Origin of the sequence: Nocardioides sp. SLBN-35 (assembly GCF_006715725.1) — a bacterium.
GTDB lineage: Bacteria > Actinomycetota > Actinomycetes > Propionibacteriales > Nocardioidaceae > Nocardioides.
In genome coordinates, this window is sequence record NZ_VFNU01000001.1 from 3,429,457 (window position 1) to 3,446,616 (window position 17,160).

General features: G+C 71.0%; 18 protein-coding genes. 10 read left to right on the top strand and 8 right to left on the bottom strand.

The features are described 5' to 3' along the window. Positions 1-7: 7 nt before the first annotated feature. From FBY23_RS16650 to gcvT, 5 genes are read right to left on the bottom strand one after another with little or no spacing between them, the layout of a single operon-like run. Entirely contained in the window at positions 8-529 is a 522-nt protein-coding gene (locus FBY23_RS16650; protein WP_141799162.1) for a dihydrofolate reductase, read from the bottom strand. Then, positions 526-1,320 (bottom strand): thymidylate synthase, encoded by a 795-nt coding sequence (locus FBY23_RS16655; protein ID WP_141799163.1) that lies wholly within the window; start codon positions 1,318-1,320, stop codon positions 526-528. The genes FBY23_RS16650 and FBY23_RS16655 overlap by 4 nt, the downstream gene beginning before the upstream one ends. A 27-nt stretch (positions 1,321-1,347) precedes the next feature. Continuing rightward, the gene (locus FBY23_RS16660) at positions 1,348-2,196 is read right to left on the bottom strand and encodes a PhzF family phenazine biosynthesis protein (RefSeq protein WP_141799164.1); all 849 of its coding nucleotides are present in this window, start codon (positions 2,194-2,196) and stop codon (positions 1,348-1,350) included. Then, positions 2,193-2,462 carry a hypothetical protein gene (locus FBY23_RS16665; protein WP_141799165.1) on the bottom strand — a complete coding sequence of 90 codons (270 nt, stop codon included), beginning with the start codon at positions 2,460-2,462 and terminating at the stop codon, positions 2,193-2,195. Before FBY23_RS16665 ends, FBY23_RS16660 begins: the two co-directional genes overlap by 4 nt. Before the next feature lie 2 nt (positions 2,463-2,464). Beyond that, positions 2,465-3,580: a glycine cleavage system aminomethyltransferase GcvT gene (gene gcvT, locus FBY23_RS16670; RefSeq protein ID WP_141799166.1), complete on the bottom strand. Its 1,116-nt coding sequence runs from the start codon at positions 3,578-3,580 to the stop codon at positions 2,465-2,467. Between the two features lie 33 nt (positions 3,581-3,613). Here gcvT and FBY23_RS16675 point away from each other — a divergent pair, with 33 nt between their 5' ends. Next, entirely contained in the window at positions 3,614-5,149 is a 1,536-nt protein-coding gene (locus FBY23_RS16675; RefSeq protein ID WP_141799167.1) for a leucyl aminopeptidase, read from the top strand. Here FBY23_RS16675 and FBY23_RS16680 read toward each other — a convergent pair. After that, positions 5,091-5,453 (bottom strand): hypothetical protein, encoded by a 363-nt coding sequence (locus FBY23_RS16680; protein WP_174245224.1) that lies wholly within the window; start codon positions 5,451-5,453, stop codon positions 5,091-5,093. The genes FBY23_RS16675 and FBY23_RS16680 overlap by 59 nt on opposite strands. A 112-nt stretch (positions 5,454-5,565) precedes the next feature. Between FBY23_RS16680 and sucB the strand changes: the two genes are divergently transcribed. Beyond that, entirely contained in the window at positions 5,566-7,365 is a 1,800-nt protein-coding gene (gene sucB / locus FBY23_RS16685; RefSeq protein WP_141799169.1) for a 2-oxoglutarate dehydrogenase, E2 component, dihydrolipoamide succinyltransferase, read from the top strand. Between the two features lie 25 nt (positions 7,366-7,390). Continuing rightward, positions 7,391-8,308 (top strand): TIGR01777 family oxidoreductase, encoded by a 918-nt coding sequence (locus FBY23_RS16690; protein ID WP_141799170.1) that lies wholly within the window; start codon positions 7,391-7,393, stop codon positions 8,306-8,308. On the opposite strand, the gene FBY23_RS16695 is transcribed toward FBY23_RS16690, so the two are convergent. Beyond that, the gene (locus FBY23_RS16695; protein WP_141799171.1) at positions 8,242-8,853 is read right to left on the bottom strand and encodes a hypothetical protein; all 612 of its coding nucleotides are present in this window, start codon (positions 8,851-8,853) and stop codon (positions 8,242-8,244) included. The genes FBY23_RS16690 and FBY23_RS16695 overlap by 67 nt on opposite strands. A 71-nt stretch (positions 8,854-8,924) precedes the next feature. On the opposite strand from FBY23_RS16695, the gene lipB reads away from it, so the two are divergent. The 5 genes from lipB to FBY23_RS16720 all read left to right on the top strand — a co-directional run bounded on the left by lipB (position 8,925) and on the right by FBY23_RS16720 (position 12,756). Then, a complete protein-coding gene (gene lipB, locus FBY23_RS16700; protein ID WP_222117850.1) occupies positions 8,925-9,656 on the top strand; it encodes a lipoyl(octanoyl) transferase LipB in 732 nt (243 codons plus the stop codon). A 4-nt stretch (positions 9,657-9,660) separates the two neighbouring features. Beyond that, positions 9,661-10,605 (top strand): lipoyl synthase, encoded by a 945-nt coding sequence (lipA, locus tag FBY23_RS16705; RefSeq protein WP_141799172.1) that lies wholly within the window; start codon positions 9,661-9,663, stop codon positions 10,603-10,605. 17 nt (positions 10,606-10,622) lie between these two features. Then, positions 10,623-11,339 (top strand): DUF4191 domain-containing protein, encoded by a 717-nt coding sequence (locus FBY23_RS16710; RefSeq protein ID WP_141799173.1) that lies wholly within the window; start codon positions 10,623-10,625, stop codon positions 11,337-11,339. A gap of 116 nt (positions 11,340-11,455) precedes the next feature. Continuing rightward, on the top strand, positions 11,456-12,034 hold the full coding sequence (locus FBY23_RS16715) for a DUF6318 family protein (RefSeq protein ID WP_141799174.1): 579 nt from the start codon (positions 11,456-11,458) through the stop codon (positions 12,032-12,034). Between the two features lie 224 nt (positions 12,035-12,258). After that, positions 12,259-12,756 (top strand): PKD domain-containing protein, encoded by a 498-nt coding sequence (locus FBY23_RS16720; RefSeq protein WP_141799175.1) that lies wholly within the window; start codon positions 12,259-12,261, stop codon positions 12,754-12,756. Between the two features lies 1 nt (position 12,757). Here the strand turns inward: FBY23_RS16720 and FBY23_RS16725 are convergent, their stop codons facing one another. Then, positions 12,758-13,153 (bottom strand): RDD family protein, encoded by a 396-nt coding sequence (locus FBY23_RS16725; protein ID WP_141799176.1) that lies wholly within the window; start codon positions 13,151-13,153, stop codon positions 12,758-12,760. A 140-nt stretch (positions 13,154-13,293) separates the two neighbouring features. On the opposite strand from FBY23_RS16725, the gene FBY23_RS16730 reads away from it, so the two are divergent. Together FBY23_RS16730 and glnA are read left to right on the top strand one after the other, a co-directional pair. Continuing rightward, entirely contained in the window at positions 13,294-15,471 is a 2,178-nt protein-coding gene (locus FBY23_RS16730) for a glutamine synthetase III (protein ID WP_141799177.1), read from the top strand. Positions 15,472-15,686: 215 nt separating this feature from the next. Further along, positions 15,687-17,108, top strand: coding sequence for a type I glutamate--ammonia ligase (gene glnA, locus FBY23_RS16735; RefSeq protein ID WP_141799178.1), 1,422 nt, complete (start codon positions 15,687-15,689; stop codon positions 17,106-17,108). Positions 17,109-17,160 lie beyond the last annotated feature (52 nt).

A 17,160-nucleotide genomic window follows, 5' to 3' on the forward strand; every position in this document is an offset into this window, starting at 1 on the left:
CGGGGGGTCAGGACCCGCCGCAGGCGAACACCCGCTCCCACCACACGATGGTGAACCCGTCTCGTGGCTCACGACGCACCTCGGCCCAGCGCTTGCGGCTGAACTCCGGGTAGTGGGTGTCGCCCTCCGGCGACAGCGGGATCTCGGAGATGACCTGCTCGTCGGCGTACGGCATCGCGGCGGCGTAGACGACAGCTCCGCCGCCGATCATCACCTGCCGGTCGTCGGGCCCGCCCTCGAGGATCCGGTCGGCGAGCGCGAGGGCGTCGGTGATCGAGTGGGCGACCTCGACCCCCTCGGCGGCGTACTCCTCGTCGCGGGTGAGCACCACGGTGGTGCGGCCGGGCAGCGGCTTGCCGATGCCCTCGTGGGTGGTGCGGCCCAGGACCAGCACGTGGCCCAGGGTGGTGGCCTTGAAGTGCTGGAAGTCCTCGGAGATCTTCCACGGGATGTCCTCGTCGGCCCCGATGACGCCGTTCTCGGCCACGGCCGCGACCATCGTGACGCGGCGGCCTGCGGGGGTGCTCATACCGCGATCGGTGCCTTGATGACGGGGTGCGGGTCGTAGCCCTCGACCGTGATGTCCTCGAGCTCGAAGGCGTCGATCTCGGTCACCGCCGGGTTGAGGATCAGCTTGGGCAGGGGGCGCGGCTCGCGGGTGAGCTGGAGCCGGGCCTGCTCGAGGTGGTTGGAGTAGAGGTGCGCGTCGCCGAGCGTGTGCACGAAGTCACCGACCCCGAGCCCGGCGACCTGGGCGACCATGTGGGTGAGCAGGGCGTACGACGCGATGTTGAACGGCACGCCGAGGAAGACGTCGGCCGAGCGCTGGTAGAGCTGGCAGCTGAGCCGGCCGTCGGCGACGTAGAACTGGAAGAGGCTGTGGCACGGCGGCAGCGCCATGTCGTCGACCTGGCTGGGGTTCCAGGCGGAGACGATGTGGCGGCGGCTGTCGGGGTTGGCCCGGACCTGCGCGATGACCTGAGCGAGCTGGTCGATGTGGCCGCCGTCGGGGGTGGGCCACGACCGCCACTGGGCGCCGTACACCGGCCCGAGGTCGCCGTTCTCGTCGGCCCACTCGTCCCAGATGGTGATGCCACGCTCCTGCAGCCAGCGGACGTTGGTGTCGCCGCGCAGGAACCAGAGCAGCTCGCCGAAGACCGACCGGGTGTGGATCTTCTTGGTCGTCACCAGCGGGAAGCCCTGGGTGAGGTCGAAGCGCATCTGGTGCCCGAACACGCTCAGCGTGCCGGTGCCGGTGCGATCGCCCTTCTCGGTGCCCTCGTCGAGGACCCGCTGGACGAGGTCGAGGTACGCGCGCACGGCCTCAGGCTAGTCGGCGGCCGGTCGTCACAGCGCGACCGTCCCGTGGATGGTCGTCAGGGTGTCGCCGCCGATCCAGATCGTGCCGTCGGCGTCGGTGTCGACGTGGACCCGGCCACGACGTCCGATCACGGTGCCCTGCGCGGCGACGTACGACGGCGGCAGGGTCCCGTCGGCGGTCAGCCACTGCGCGAGGGAGGCATTGAGCGACCCGGTCACCGGGTCCTCGGCGATGCCCGCCGCGTGGGGCACGAACGCCCGGACCTCCACCGCGCACTCGGCGCCGTCGGGGTGGGGACCGACGACGCCGACGTCGACCGGGAGCCGGCCGTGGTCCGGCGTGAGCCCGAGGACGGCCTCGGCGCTCGCGAGGCGGACGCCGACCCAGCCGGGGCCGTTGTCGGCCCAGGCGATGTCGAGGATGTCGGTGCGTGGGAGACGCAGGGCGTCGGCGATCTCGCCGATCAGGGCGTCCTCGACCGGGCCGGAGCGGAGCAGGTCGGGCGCGGCGAAGGCGAGGCGGCCACCGTCGCGGCGCAGCTCGACGAGCCCGACGCCGCACTGCTGGACGATCCGCTCACCCGCCGGCACGCCACCCTGCTCGAGCCAGGCGTGCGCCGACCCGAGGGTCGGGTGGCCGGCGAAGGGCAGCTCGGTCTCGGTCGTGAAGATCCGCAGCCGGTAGTCGGCCCCGGGCTCGGTCGGCTCCAGCAGGAAGGTCGTCTCGCTGAGGTTGGTCCAGCGCGCGAAGCGCTGCATCTCCTCCTCGCTCATCCCGTCGGCGCCGTGCACGACGGCGACCGGGTTGCCGAGCAGCGGCTCGGCGGTGAAGACGTCGACCTGGCGGAAGGCGCGGGTCGTCGTACCTGCGCTCATGCGGACAGCGACATCGGCCCGTAGACCTCGCGGTCGACCTCGAAGAGCGTCACGTGGGTGACGCCCAGGTCGGCGAGCGCCGACCAGGTCTCCCCGATCCAGGACTCGGCGTCGCCCTGGTTGGGGAAGGCCACCTCGGCGTACTCCGTCGCGTCGGCGCCGCTCAGCGTGACCTCGGCGCCGGACGCGTCCTCGAGGCGCCAGTGCCAGGGGTTCTCGGCAGGGGCGGAGGGACGGTACGGCGCGGGCTGCTCGGGGAGGCTCATGGCTACGACTCTCGCACGGAGGGCTCGACGAACGGCGGCTTGGTGATCTGGAAGACCTCGGGCCGGCCGCGCACGTCGACCATCACCTCGGCGCCGTCGTCGACGACGGACGAGACCAGCGCGAGAGCGATGCCCTTCTTCATGGTGGGCGAGAAGGTGCCGGAGGTGACCTCGCCGAGCGGGACGTCGCGCAGCAGGCGCACGCTCATGTGCGGGCGCGGGATCGCGCGGCCGGTGGAGACCAGGCCGACGAGCTTGCGGCGCGGGCCCTCCTCACGCTCGGCGAGCAGCCTGTCGCGGCCCCAGAAGGCGGGCTTCTTCCAGCCGACCGCCCAGCCGAGGCGCGCCTCGTTGGGCGTGATGTCCGGGGAGATGTCCTGGCCGTGGAGCGGGTAGCCCATCTCGGTGCGCAGCGTGTCGCGGGCCCCGAGGCCGGCGGGGACCAGGCCGTACGGCTCGCCGGCCTTCATCAGCGCGTCCCACAGGGCGGGGGCGACCTCGGACGGCGCGATCAGCTCGTAGCCGCGCTCGCCGGTGTAGCCGGTGCGGCACACGACGACCTCCGCGCCCTCGAACGGCGCCTCGACGAAGGTGAGGTAGTCGTGCCCCACGGGCAGCCCGACGCCGGCGACGACCTCGTCCGACTTCGTGCCCTGGACCGCCAGCACGACGTAGTCCCGGTGGTGGTCGAGGACCTCGACGCCCTCGGGCGCGGCCTCGACCAGGCGACGGCGTACCTCGTCGTTGTTGGCGGCGTTGGGTACGACGAGCACGTGGTCGTCGTCGCGGTAGTAGGTGAAGACGTCGTCGACGATCCCGCCGGTCGCGTCGTCGACGACGAGGCTGTACTGCGCCTTGCCGGGGCCGATCCGGTGCAGGTCGTTGGTGAGCGTGGCGTTGAGGAACTCCACCGCGCCCGGGCCGCGCACGACGAGCTTGCCGAGATGGCTGACGTCGAAGATGCCGACGCCGCCGCGGACCGCGGCGTGCTCCTTGACGACACCGGTGGGGTACTCCAGCGGCATCAGCCAGCCGCCGAACTCCGAGAACTTGGCGCCGAGCGCCTCGTGCCGGTCGTGCAGCGGGCTGGTCAGCGGGGACGGGGTCGCGTCGGCCATGGTCGGCAATCTATCGCTCGATATCCTGCGCGGGTGACGACCTTCGCCCTCCGCACGGCCAGCCCCGCCAAGACCCGCGCCGAAGCGGTCGTCGTCGGGGTGCTGCCCGACGGGAAGCTGGCGCCCGGCGCCGAGGACGTCGCGGCGGCGTACGGGCGCAAGCTCGCCGGCCTGCTCGCCACCGTCGGCCTCAAGGGCGCCCCCGGCGAGGTCGCCAAGGTGCCCACCGGCGGCACCATCGCCTCCCCCCTCCTCGTGCTGGTCGGCCTCGGTGCCGAGCCGGACGCGGCCGCCGTACGCCGCGCCGCCGGCAACGCCGCCCGCGCCGTCACCAACGCGGCCTCGGTCGCGCTGGCCCTGCCCGCCGACACCCCGGAGCTGGTCCGCGCCGTCGTCGAGGGCTACCGGCTGGGCGGGTACGCCTTCACCGCCTACAAGAGCAAGCCGGCCACGCCCACGACGCCGGCCGAGGTGGTCGTGCTGACGCCCGCCGCGCGCCGTACCGAGGTCGTGGCGGCCGTCGAGCCCGCCCAGGTCCTGGTCGACGCCGTCGTCGCCGCTCGGGACTGGGTGAACACGCCGCCGGGCGACCTGACGCCGCCGGCCTTCGCCGACGCGATCGCCGCCGCGGTGAAGGCGGCCAACAAGGGACTCGGCAAGGGCGCGACGAAGGTGAAGGTCGACGTGTTCGACGAGGACCGCCTGGCCGAGCTCGGCTGCGGCGGACTGCTCGGCGTCGGTGCCGGGTCGGCCGCTCCCCCGCGCCTGGTCGAGCTGACCTACGCGCCCAAGGACGCCGTCGCCCACGTCGCGCTGGTCGGCAAGGGCATCACCTTCGACTCGGGTGGCCTGTGGATCAAGCCGGCCGCCAGCATGGCCACCATGAAGGAGGACATGGCCGGCGCCGCGGCCGTCGTCCAGGCCACCCTCGCCGCCGCCCGCCTCGGCCTGCCGGTCCGGATCTCCGCGTACGCCGCCCTCGCCGAGAACATGGTCGGCGACGCGTCGATGCGTCCCGGCGACGTGCTGACGACGTACGACGGCACCACCGTCGAGGTCTCCAACACCGACGCCGAGGGCCGCCTCGTCCTCGCCGACGCGCTCGGCCGGGCCGTCGAGGCCGCGCCGGACGTGATCCTCGACATCGCCACCCTGACCGGCCACATGGTGATGGCGCTGGGCGACAAGATGGCCGGCGTCATGGGCGACGACGACGTCGTCGCCGACGTGCTCGCCTCAGGCGAGGCGGCCGGCGAGGACGGCTGGCCGATGCCGATCCCGGAGTTCATGGACGGGCGGATCCGCAGCTCGACGATCGCCGACCTCGCGCAGTACGACGGGATCCGCTGGGGCGGCGGCCTGTTCGCCGCGGCGTTCCTGCGCGAGTTCACCGGCGGCCTGCCGTGGGCGCACCTCGACATCGCCGGGCCGACCTTCAACAAGGGCGGCCCGTCGGGTCACCTCGCGGCGGGTGCGACCGGCTACGGCGTCGCGACCCTGCTGGAGTACCTCAGGACTCGCTCGACTGCTGGCCCCGCTGCTGCTCCCGCTGCTTCTGTGCCTGCCTGACGCGGGAGTTGTAGTCCCGCATCCGCTGCGGGATGCCGACCACCGCGGCGTCGTACGACGGGACCTGGTGGCGGTTGCAGAAGTCGTGGGCCCAGCTGATCGACGGCACCCGGCGCCGGGTCCACTCGCCGTCGTGGGCGACGAGCAGCAGGGTGACCTCGCTGACGGCGGTGCGCGGCTCGACGAACCCCTCGACGCCACGTCGCTCCTGGATCCAGGTGCGCAGGTGCTCCTCGTCGGCGCGGTCGGCTGCCCGTACCCGCGTGGAGCCGGTGCGCGTCGCGTCCCGGGCGGGGTTACTCATGCGTACCTTCGAGCGCCCGCGGAACCGGTCGAACAAACCCATGGTTCCAGTTTGCCCGAACCGTGGGTGGGCCGTTGCGACTTGGCTCGCTCGTGGTGCAAGGATGAGACCCATGGCGACCGAAGTCACTCTCCCCGCGCTCGGTGAGTCCGTCACCGAAGGCACCGTCACTCGCTGGCTCAAGCAGGTCGGCGACCAGATCGCGATCGACGAGCCCCTGCTCGAGGTCAGCACCGACAAGGTGGACACGGAGATCCCGTCTCCCGTTGCCGGCACGCTGGTCGAGATCCGCGCGAACGAGGACGACACGGTCGAGGTCGGCGCGGTCCTGGCCGTCGTCGGCGAGGCCGGCGAGGCTGCTCCGGCCGCCCCCGCTGCCGAGGCTCCGGCCGCCGAGGCGCCTGCCGCTCCGGCCGCTCCGGCCGCTCCGGCCGAGCCCGAGCCGGCTCCGGCCGCCGAGGCTCCCCCGACCCCCGCCGCTCCGGAGACGCCGTCGGCACCCGCCGCTCCCGAGCCCGCCGCCTCGGGTTCCGCCGAGGGCACCGCGGTCACCCTTCCCGCCCTGGGCGAGTCGGTCACCGAGGGCACCGTCACCCGCTGGCTCAAGCAGGTCGGCGACGCCGTCGCCGTCGACGAGCCGCTGCTCGAGGTCTCCACCGACAAGGTCGACACCGAGATCCCGTCGCCCGTCGCCGGCACGCTGCTCGAGATCAAGGCCGCCGAGGACGAGACCGTCGAGGTCGGCGCCGAGCTCGCGATCATCGGATCGGGTGCGCCTGCTGCTGCTCCGGCCGCTCCCGCCGCCCCCGCCGCTCCCGCCGCTCCCGCCGAGGCTGCTCCGGCTGCCGAGGCCCCGGCCCCGCCTGCGCCGGCCGCGGCCACCCCGGCGCCCGCCGCTCCCGCTCCGGCTGCCGAGGCACCTGCGGCTCCCGCCCCGGCTGCACCTGCTGCCCCTGCCCAGGCCGCCGCCCCGGCCCACGCCGCCGACTCCACCGACGGTCCCGGCTACGTGACCCCGCTGGTCCGCAAGCTCGCCGCGCAGCACGGCGTCGACCTCGCCCAGGTCAACGGCTCGGGCGTCGGTGGCCGGATCCGTAAGCAGGACGTCCTCGACGCCGCCGCGTCGAAGGCGCCCGCCGCTGCCGCCGCTCCGGCCGCCGCCCCCGCGGCGTCGGCCGCCGCCCCCGCGACGCCGTCCCCGCTGCGCGGCCAGACGGTCAAGGTCAGCCGGCTGCGCAAGATCATCGCCGAGCGGATGGTGGAGTCGCTGCACGTCTCCGCCCAGCTCACCCAGGTGGTCGAGGTCGACGTCACCAACATCGCCCGGCTGCGCGAGAGCGTGAAGGCGGACTTCCTGGCACGCGAGGGCGTCAAGCTGACGTACCTGCCGTTCTTCACCAAGGCCGCGATCGACACCCTCAAGCAGCACCCGTCGCTCAACGCGAACCTCGACCTCGAGAAGGGCGAGATCACCTACTACGACCGCGAGAACGTCGCGTTCGCCGTCGACACCGACAAGGGCCTGCTGACCCCCGTCGTCAAGGACGCGGGCGACCTGTCCATCTCCGGTCTGGCGAAGAAGATCTCCGACGTCGCCGAGCGCACCCGGACCAACAAGATCGGTCCCGACGAGCTCTCCGGCGGCACCTTCACCATCACCAACCTCGGCAGCTTCGGCGCGCTGTGGGACACCCCGATCATCAACCAGCCGCAGGTCGCCATCCTCGGTCCCGGTGCCGTGGTCAAGCGTCCCGTGGTCATCGACGACGAGGACCTCGGCGAGACCATCGCGGTGCGCCACATGGTCTACTTCGCGCTCACCTACGACCACCGCGTGGTCGACGGCGCCGACGCCGGCCGCTTCCTGCGTGACCTGAAGAAGCGCCTCGAGGCCGGGCAGTTCGAGGTCTGAGCCGACCCGGACAGCGGGAGTCAACGTGCACGTGGTCGTCGCCGGCTCGTCCGGCTTCCTCGGCCGCCGGCTCGTCACCGAGCTGCGCGGCCGAGGCCACGACGTCACGTGCCTGGTCCGTCGTGACCCGGCCCCCGGGCACGCCCCCGGCACCGCCGAGTCCCGCTGGGACCCGCAGTCCGGCCTGGTCGACACCGGGCTCGTCCGAGGCGCCGACGTCGTCGTCAACCTCGCCGGCGCGCCCCTGATCGGCAACCCCCACTCCAAGAAGTGGGCGCGCGACGTCATGACCAGCCGCCGTGCCACCACCGGCCTGCTCGCCGCCACGATCGCCGCGGCGCCGAGCCCGCCGGCCCTGGTGAACGCCTCCGGCGTCAGCTGGTACGGCGACCACGGGCCCGCGGAGCTGACCGAGGCCTCGGACACCCGGGGCCACGCCCTGCTCACCCGCGTCGCCCGCGAGTGGGAAGCGGCCACCCAGCCCGCGGCCGGGGCCGGCGCGCGCGTCGTACGACTGCGCACCGCTCCCGTCCAGGACCGGAGCAACGCGCCCCTGCAGCAGCAGCGCCTCCAGTTCCTCGCCGGTCTCGGCGGTCGCCTGGGCAATGGTCGTCAGTACTACCCCCTCATCTCGCTGCGCGACTGGATCGGCGCAGCAGCGTTCCTCGTCGAGCACCCGACGGCGTCGGGTCCGTTCAACCTGTGCGCGCCGGTCACGCCCACCAACGCGGAGTTCACCCGGGCGCTGGCCCGGCTGGTCCACCGCCCGGCGCTGCTGCCGGCACCCGCGGCGGCGATCCGACTGGCTGCCGGTCCGATGGCCGACGAGGTCCTCGGCTCGCTCAACCTGCGCCCGGCAGCGCTGCTCGACCTCGGCTACGGCTTCGCCGACCCCGACGTCGAGTCCGTGCTCGCGACCGGGCTGCGCGCCACCACGGCCTGAGCCGACGCGAGCAGCCACGCGTCGCCCGACCGGACGAACACCAGGCGCCGGGTCGAGGGGCCGTCTCGCGGCAGCGCCACTCGCTCCCCCGACCCCGGCCGCACGCCCATGGCGCCCGCCAACCGATCCGTGACGACGAGCACGAGCCGCCGGTCGGTGCGCCGCTGCAGCTCGACCGTGAGGACCTGCATCGCCATCCCCTCGACCCGCAGGCCGCGCCGCAGCCAGGCACGCAGCATCGCCACGTCCCGTGTCCCCGCGGGCGAGCCCCGCACGTAGAGCGCCCGGAGCGCATCGACGTCGCCGCTCGCCCAGGCCCGCGCTCGCGAGCGGTCCCAGTCGCGCAGCACCGCCAGCGAGCCCACGGCGCGAGCCACGCCGACCCGGCCGGCGGCGGGCGCGACGACGGCACGAGGGCCGGCGGCCGGCGTACCGGACGACGGCGGGCCGCCCCCGCGCAGCACCAGGACCGCGACCGCCGCGACGACCGTGAGGACGATCGCGGCGGTCCCGAGAAGGACGGCCCGAGGACCCGAGATCCGCATGGGAAGATCCTGGACCCGACCTCCGACAGGTGCCGGATCTCATCCACAGGCCCTGGAGTACGCTCGACGTCGTGACGCTGACCTTCCGCGAGGACGGACTGGGACCGGACTTCATCGACTACGTCACGGCGTCGGACCTGCAGCGCGAGCTGCACGCGCAGGTCGTCGCCGGCGAGCTGACCGACACCGTGCTCCTCCTCGAGCACCCGCCCGTCTTCACCGCCAGCCGCCGCACCGAGGCCCACGAGCGCCCCGCCGACCCGGGCGGCGCCCCGATCATTGAGGTCGACCGCGGCGGCAAGATCACCTTCCACGGCCCGGGCCAGCTGGTGGCGTACCCGATCGTCCGGCTGCCCGACCACGTGAAGATCCTCGACTACGTGCGCCGGCTCGAGGAGGCGATCATCGCCGTGTGCGCCGAGCTCGGCGTCACGACCGCGAGGATCCCGGGCCGCACCGGCGTGTGGCTCAAGGCCGACGAGAAGGGCGGCGAGCGCAAGATCGCGGCCATCGGCATCCGGGTCCGCAACGGCGTCGCCATGCACGGCTTCGCACTGAACTGCGACGTCGACCTGAGCTGGTACGACCGGTTCGTGCCGTGCGGCATCTCCGACGCCGGTGTCACCTCGCTGAGCGCCGAGCTGGGGCGCGACGTACCCGTGCGCGAGGTCCTCGGGTCCGTACGACGGCACCTGGCCGAGCTCCTGGAGTGGAAGGACTACGTCCTCACCCCCGACTACGAACCGCGGCCCGACCCTGCGAGGGTGGCCGTGCCGGTCGTCAGCTATCCCCGAGTAGGCTGAACCGGTGAGTGCGACACCCGAGGGGCGCAAGCTCCTCCGCCTGGAGGTCCGCAACGCGGAGACCCCGATCGAGCGCAAGCCGTCCTGGATCCGCACCAAGGCGGTGATGGGCCCCGAGTACCGCGGCCTGAAGAAGCTGGTCCAGACCGAGGGCCTCCACACCGTGTGCGAGGAAGCCGGCTGCCCCAACATCTTCGAATGCTGGGAGGACAAGGAAGCCACCTTCCTCATCGGCGGCGACCAGTGCACCCGCCGCTGCGACTTCTGCCAGATCGACACCGGCAAACCCCAACCGCTGGACCGCGACGAACCCCGCCGCGTCGCCGAGTCGGTCCAGACCATGGGCCTGAAGTACGCCACCATCACCGGCGTCGCCCGCGACGACCTGCCCGACGGCGGCGCCTGGCTCTACGCCGAGACCGTCCGCGCCATCCACGACCTCAACCCCGAGACCGGCGTGGAGAACCTCATCCCCGACTTCAACGGCGACCCCGCACTGCTCGCCGAGGTCTTCGAGTCCCGCCCCGAGGTCCTCGCCCACAACGTGGAGACCGTCCCACGGATCTTCAAGCGGATCCGCCCCGGCTTCCGCTACGAGCGCTCCCTCGACGTACTCACCCAGGCCCGCGCGTTCGGGCTGGTCACCAAGTCCAACCTGATCCTCGGCATGGGCGAGACCCGCGAAGAGGTCTCCCAGGCCCTGCGCGACCTGCACGAGGCCGGCTGCGAGCTGGTCACCATCACCCAGTACCTGCGCCCCTCGGTCCGCCACCACCCCGTCGAGCGGTGGGTCAAGCCCGAGGAGTTCGTCGAGCTCGCCACCGAGGCCGAGGAGATCGGCTTCGCCGGAGTGCTCTCGGGACCGCTCGTGCGTTCGTCGTACCGCGCCGGTCGTCTGTATCGTCAGGCGATGGCCGCGCGGGACGCCCGCGCCGAAGCAACTGCCTGAGGAGAACGCAGCACCCCATGTCGAACACGCCTCTCGACCCGTCCACGATGAGCCGCCGCCGGCAGATCCTCGAGACCTACAAGATGTCCCGGGAGGTCGACCCGGCCATCCGCTGGTGGATGCTCGGCTCGTTCCTGGTGTTCGGCGGCCTCGGCCTGGCGCTGTTCCGGCTGGTCCTGCCCCACAACGACTCGGTCTTCAGCTGGATCCTCGCCGGCGTCGCGACCTTCCTGATCGGCCTGCTGGCCGTGATGATCGTCTTCGGTCGCCGCGCCCAGAAGGCGGCGTTCGCCCGCCTCGACGGCCAGCTCGGCGCCGCCGCCCGCGCGCTCACCATGCTGCGCCGCGGCTGGGTGATCGAGGAGGTCGTCGGCTTCACCAAGCAGCAGGACATGGTCCACCGCGTCGTCGGCCCGCCGGGGATCGTCCTGGTCGGCGAGGGCAACCCCGCGCGCCTCAAGGCGCTGATGGCCAGCGAGCACAAGAAGCACGAGCGCGTCGCCGGCGACTACCCCGTCCACGACGTGCTCGTCGGCAAGGACGAGGGTCAGGTCCCGCTCAACAAGCTGGTCCGCCACGTCCAGAAGCTCGGCCGCCAGGTCAAGCCGGCCGAGATCACCGAGCTCCGCCAGCGGCTGCGGGCCCTCGACGCCCAGCGCCCGAAGGTCCCGCTCCCCCGCGGCCCGGTGCCCACCTCGATGAAGGGGATGCGCGGCAACCTCCGCGGTCGCTGATCCGCGTCTGCTCCTCTCTCCACAGCCCGCCGCCTGTTGGTGGCGCCTGCCGCCCGGATCGGGATAGCGTCGCGAACGCGTCCCCGGTCCGGGCGCTGCAATTCTCGGGAGGACCCATGGGCACGACGCTCCGCGCCGCCGCTGCAGCTGCCGTGCTGCTGCTCGTGGCTGGGTGCTCCGACGACGGCCCGTCCCCACGGGACCCGACCTCGACCTGGAGCCCGACGGGGAAGATGGAGACGCCCACCTCCGCCGCGCCCGACCCGGTCGAGCCCGAACTGCCTGCTGTGGCGGCCGAGGCGAGTGAGGCCGGGGCTCGGGCGTTCATCGGGTACTACTGGGAGCTGATCAACTACGCCCAGGCGACGGGCGACGTGAAGGCGCTCAAGGCGGTGTCCGGGCCGAACTGCGACGGCTGCAAGGCGGGCATCCGCGGCGTCCAAGATCTCTACTCCGATGGCGGCCACATCGAGGGCGGCAACTATTCAGTCCACCTTGACAAGGTGAACCAGCTAAAGAACAAGGATTCATCTCAATACGCGTTCGAAGCGAAGATGTCGGCCTCGACGGACAAGCAGCTCGTCGTGTCGGGCGACGGCAGCTCGACGACCAATCCGGCGGCGACGTCCGAGGTCGTGGTCGCTGTCGCTTGGCTTGGCTCGCAATGGCGCCTGGAAGCGATGCAGGTGTCGTGAGAAGGCTTCTGGCTACTGCAATCACGGCCGCTGTCATGCAACAGACTGCCGTGGCTGCTGCTGACGACGACACCGGAGCCGGGACCTCCGGCGCTGGCTTCTGGATTCAGAAGGTGCACCAGGACCAGGGAGGCCATGGCTCAAGCGGAGGCGACGTCGGCGGTGCAGGCCCCAAGTCCCAACCGGTATTGATTGGCAACGGGGCCTGCGATGCCGCTGATCAGGTGGCTGGCGAGTTCCTCAACGCAGGCTTCTGCAACACCGAGGACCAGCAGCCCGTACTCACGCTGGCCGACGTGCAGAAGGCCTTCGCCGAGCTCAAGCTCGACCCCGGCACCCTCGTCGTCCAACCACCCGACGGACTCACCCTGGTCAACTTCAAGACCAACTTCTACACGACCACAACCACCCCGACGACCTTGACCGTCACCCTCCTCGACCAACCCGTCACCCTCGAAGCCACGCCCGCCACCTACACCTGGCATTTCGGCGACGGCCAGACCACCAGCACCACCGAACCCGGCGCCGCCTACCCCGCCCTCACCATCACCCACGAATACCTCCGCAAGGGCGACTACCGCCCTAGCCTCTCCACCACCTACACCGGCCGCTACAAGGTCGCCGACGGGCCCTGGCAGACCATCCCCGGCACCGTCACCATCGACGGTCCCGGCCAACCCCTGCGCGCGATCGAGGCGAAGCCCAAGCTGGTCGGCTACTGACCTACTTGGTCAGGGTGCGCAGCGTCGCGAAGGTGACGGTCGACGTACCGGCGAACAGGTCGTGCAGGCCGCGGCCGTCGGGACGGAACACGAGCGGTGGGATGACGAGCGCGACGAGGACCTGGCGGCCGATGGCCTTGACGGGGCTGAGGCGGCGCAGGTGCCCGTCGGCGGGTACGACGCACAGGCCGGTCAGCAGCTTGCCCGCCGAGCCGCCCCCGAGCCAGGTCATCAGCCCGGACTCGACGACGAACACGATCAGGACGGCGCCGGAGGCGAAGGAGCCTGGCTTGGTGTACTCGTCGAGGCCGAAGATCGCGATCACGACCAGGGTGCACAGCAGCCAGTCCACGAGCAGGGCGAGGATGCGGCGACCCCAGGAAGCGTTCTCGATCACGCCCCAACGCTAGCGAAGCCCCTCCAGGCAACCTGTTACATGCCCGAAACACGAGGGCAACCCTGAGAAATCTGGACGCCCTAGCGTCACCTGTGCGTCGCCCGCGCGACGGCATCTGTTGAGACCACCAGGGAGTTCACATGACTTCGAACCCGACCCGCTTGGGTGCGATCCGCAACATCGAGGCGAACGAGGCGCCGGCGGCGTTCTTCGACGTCGACGAGAAGACCGGCGCCATTTACGGCGAGAACGTCTTCTCCCTCGCGGTGATGCAGAAGCGCCTGCCGAAGTCGGTGTTCAAGTCGGTCTTCGCGACCATCCAGAACGGCCAGAAGCTCGACCCCGCCGTCGCCGACATCGTCGCCTCGGCGATGAAGGACTGGGCGATGGAGAAGGGCGTGACGCACTACGCCCACGTCTTCTACCCGCTGACCGGCCTCACCGCCGAGAAGCACGACTCGTTCATGGAGCCGGTCGGCGACGGTACGGCGGTCTGGGAGTTCTCCGGCAAGACGCTGGTCCAGGGCGAGCCGGACGCGAGCTCCTTCCCCAACGGTGGGATCCGGGCGACCTTCGAGGCGCGCGGCTACACCGGCTGGGACGTCCAGTCGCCGGCGTACATCCTCGAGAACCCCAACGGCAACACCCTGTGCATCCCGACGATCTTCGTCTCGATGACCGGTGAGGCCCTCGACCACAAGACCCCGTTGCTGCGCTCGCAGAACGCGATGTCCGAGCAGGCCAAGCGCGTCCTGGCGCTGTTCGGCCACAAGGACATCGACAACGTGGTGTCGTACTGCGGTCCCGAGCAGGAGTACTTCCTGGTCGACACCGCGTTCGTGAACTCGCGCCCCGACCTGCTCAACGCCGGGCGCACCCTGTTCGGCGCGAAGCCGCCGAAGGGCCAGGAGTTCGACGACCACTACTTCGGTGCCATTCCGGAGCGCGTCCTGGGCTTCATGCACGACACCGAGCGGGCCCTGTTCAAGCTCGGCGTCCCGGCGAAGACCCGCCACAACGAGGTCGCGCCCGGCCAGTTCGAGATCGCGCCGGTCTTCGAGCGCGCCAACCTCGCCTCGGACCACCAGCAGCTGATCATGTCGACGTTCAAGTCGATCGCGAAGACGCACGGCTTCGAGTGCCTCTTCCACGAGAAGCCGTTCGCGGGCGTCAACGGCTCGGGCAAGCACGTGAACTTCTCGTTCGGTAACGGCAACCAGGGCAACTTCCTCAACCCGGGCGACAACCCCCACGACAACGCGCAGTTCCTCGTCTTCTGCGCCGCGGTGATCCGCGCCGTCCACCTGTACGGCGGCCTGCTGCGGCTCTCGATCGCCAGCGCCGGCAACGACCACCGCCTCGGCGCCAACGAGGCCCCGCCGGCGATCATCTCGATCTTCCTCGGCGACCAGCTGCAGGACGTCTTCGAGCAGATCGCCAAGGGCGGCGCAACCTCGTCGAAGCAGAAGGGCGTCCTGTCCGTGGGCGTCGACACGCTGCCCGACCTGACCAAGGACGCCGGCGACCGCAACCGCACCTCGCCGATGGCCTTCACCGGCAACCGCTTCGAGTTCCGCGCCGCCGGCTCGAACCAGACCGTCGCGGCGCCGATGGTCGTGATCAACACGATCATGGCCGAGGCGCTCGACTACCTGGCCACCGAGCTCGAGGCCGCCGTCGAGGCCGGCACCGAGTTCAACGACGCCGTCCAGTCGGTCCTCGCGAAGGTCGTCGAGAACCACGGCGCGGTCGTGTTCAACGGCAACGGCTACTCCGAGGAGTGGCACGCCGAGGCCGAGCAGCGGGGTCTGAAGAACCTGCGGACGACGGTCGACGCGCTGCCGGAGTACCAGACGCCGGAGGCCAAGAAGCTGTTCTCGACGTACGGCGTCTTCAGCGAGGCCGAGCTCGAGTCCCGCTTCGAGGTGGGTGTCGAGCAGTACGTCATGACGATCAACGTCGAGGCGAACCTGACCGAGGAGATCGCGCGTACGACGATCCTCCCGGCCGCGGTCCGCTACCAGACCGAGCTCGCCACCAACGTCGCCTCGCTCAAGGCAGCCGGCGTCGATGCCGACACCACCGACCTGCTCGCCGTCACCGAGCTGGTGACCACGCTGCGCACCGGCATCGCCGCCCTCGTCGCCGCCCAGGCCGGCGCCGTCGACCACCACGGGCTGGACGAGGCGGCGTACCACCGCGACACCGTCCTGCCCGCGATGCTCGCTGTCCGCGAGGCCGCCGACGCGCTCGAGGCCGTCGTCGCCGACGACCTGTGGTCGCTGCCGACCTACCAGGAGATGCTCTTCATCCGCTGACCCGGTCCGCCACCGGCCTGCCCCGCACTCAACGAGTGCCGGGGCAGTTCGGCGTGCGCGTTGTTAACACGGACGAAACAAACCGGTACTGCGACGGCAACAGGTCATTCGGTAGGTTGCCGGGGAGGGTTTCCGGCCCATCGCCGTACCGGTGCCCCCGAACGCACAGGCTGAACCGATGGCTGGGCCGCGGCGCCACAGCCGAGGAGGACCGAATGTTCAACAACAGCGAAGAGCTGCTCAAGTACATCAAGGACGAGGGCGTCGAGATGATCGACGTCCGCTTCTGCGACCTGCCCGGTGTGATGCAGCACTTCACCGTGCCGGCCTCGTCCTTCGACCAGTCCGTGTTCGACGACGGCCTGGGCTTCGACGGCTCCTCGATCCGCGGCTTCCAGGCGATCAACGAGTCGGACATGTCACTGTTCCCCGACCCGACCACGGCGTACGTCGACCCCTTCCGCAAGTCGAAGACCCTCAACGTCAACTTCTTCATCCACGACCCGATCACGGGCGAGGCGTACTCGCGCGACCCCCGCAACATCGCGAAGAAGGCGCTGGCGTACCTCGCCTCGACCGGCATCGCGGACACCGCCTTCTTCGCCCCCGAGGCCGAGTTCTACATCTTCGACAACGTGCGGTACTCCACCGGCGTCAACGAGGGCTACTACCACATCGACTCCGTCGAGGGCTGGTGGAACTCCGGCAAGGACGACGGCGAGAACAAGGGCTACAAGACGCGCCTCAAGGGCGGCTACTTCCCCGTCGAGCCCTACGACCACTACAGCGACCTGCGCGCCGACATGGTCAAGAACCTCGAGGCCTGCGGCCTCCAGGTCGAGCGGGCGCACCACGAGGTCGGCACCGCCGGCCAGGCCGAGATCAACTACCGCTTCGACACGCTGCTCAAGGCCGCGGACGACGTGATGAAGTTCAAGTACCTCATCAAGAACACCGCCTGGGAGCAGGGCAAGTCCGTCACCTTCATGCCGAAGCCGATCTTCGGCGACAACGGCTCGGGCATGCACGTCCACTCCTCGCTGTGGAAGGACGGCTCGCCGCTGTTCTACGACGAGACCGGGTACGGCGGCCTGTCCGACCTCGCCCGCTGGTACATCGGCGGCATCCTCGACCACGCCCCCGCGCTGCTCGCGTTCACCAACCCGACGGTGAACTCGTTCCACCGCCTGGTCCCCGGCTACGAGGCCCCGATCTCGCTGGTCTACTCCTCGCGCAACCGCTCCGCCTCGATCCGCATCCCGATCACCGGCAGCAACCCGAAGGCCAAGCGCGTCGAGGCCCGCTTCCCCGACCCGTCGGCGAACCCGTACCTCGCCTTCTCGGCCCTGATGCTCGCCGGCCTCGACGGCATCCAGAACAAGACCGAGCCGCCCGCCCCGGTCGACAAGGACATCTACGAGCTCCCGCCGGACGAGATGGCCGAGATCGCCCAGGTGCCGACCTCGCTGGGCGCGGTGCTCGAGGCGCTCGAGGCCGACCACGACTTCCTCACCGTCGGCAATGTGTTCACGCCCGACCTGATCGAGACGTGGACGTCGTACAAGCGGGAGAACGAGATCGCGCCCGTGCAGCTGCGGCCGCACCCGCACGAGTTCGAGCTGTACTACGACATCTGAGTCGTGTCCCGGGCCGGCACTGCTGGCTCGTCTGAGTGATGGCCCCGGGGTT

Coding starts and splice junctions, on each gene's coding strand:
- glnA (WP_141799178.1), top strand. CDS start 15,687: ATGTTCAACAACAGCGAAGAGCTGCTCAAGTACATCAAGGACGAGGGC.
- FBY23_RS16680 (WP_174245224.1), bottom strand. CDS start 5,453: ATGAGTAACCCCGCCCGGGACGCGACGCGCACCGGCTCCACGCGGGTA.
- FBY23_RS16715 (WP_141799174.1), top strand. CDS start 11,456: ATGGGCACGACGCTCCGCGCCGCCGCTGCAGCTGCCGTGCTGCTGCTC.
- gcvT (WP_141799166.1), bottom strand. CDS start 3,580: ATGGCCGACGCGACCCCGTCCCCGCTGACCAGCCCGCTGCACGACCGG.
- sucB (WP_141799169.1), top strand. CDS start 5,566: ATGGCGACCGAAGTCACTCTCCCCGCGCTCGGTGAGTCCGTCACCGAA.
- FBY23_RS16650 (WP_141799162.1), bottom strand. CDS start 529: ATGAGCACCCCCGCAGGCCGCCGCGTCACGATGGTCGCGGCCGTGGCC.
- FBY23_RS16660 (WP_141799164.1), bottom strand. CDS start 2,196: ATGAGCGCAGGTACGACGACCCGCGCCTTCCGCCAGGTCGACGTCTTC.
- FBY23_RS16665 (WP_141799165.1), bottom strand. CDS start 2,462: ATGAGCCTCCCCGAGCAGCCCGCGCCGTACCGTCCCTCCGCCCCTGCC.
- FBY23_RS16730 (WP_141799177.1), top strand. CDS start 13,294: ATGACTTCGAACCCGACCCGCTTGGGTGCGATCCGCAACATCGAGGCG.
- FBY23_RS16695 (WP_141799171.1), bottom strand. CDS start 8,853: ATGCGGATCTCGGGTCCTCGGGCCGTCCTTCTCGGGACCGCCGCGATC.
- FBY23_RS16710 (WP_141799173.1), top strand. CDS start 10,623: ATGTCGAACACGCCTCTCGACCCGTCCACGATGAGCCGCCGCCGGCAG.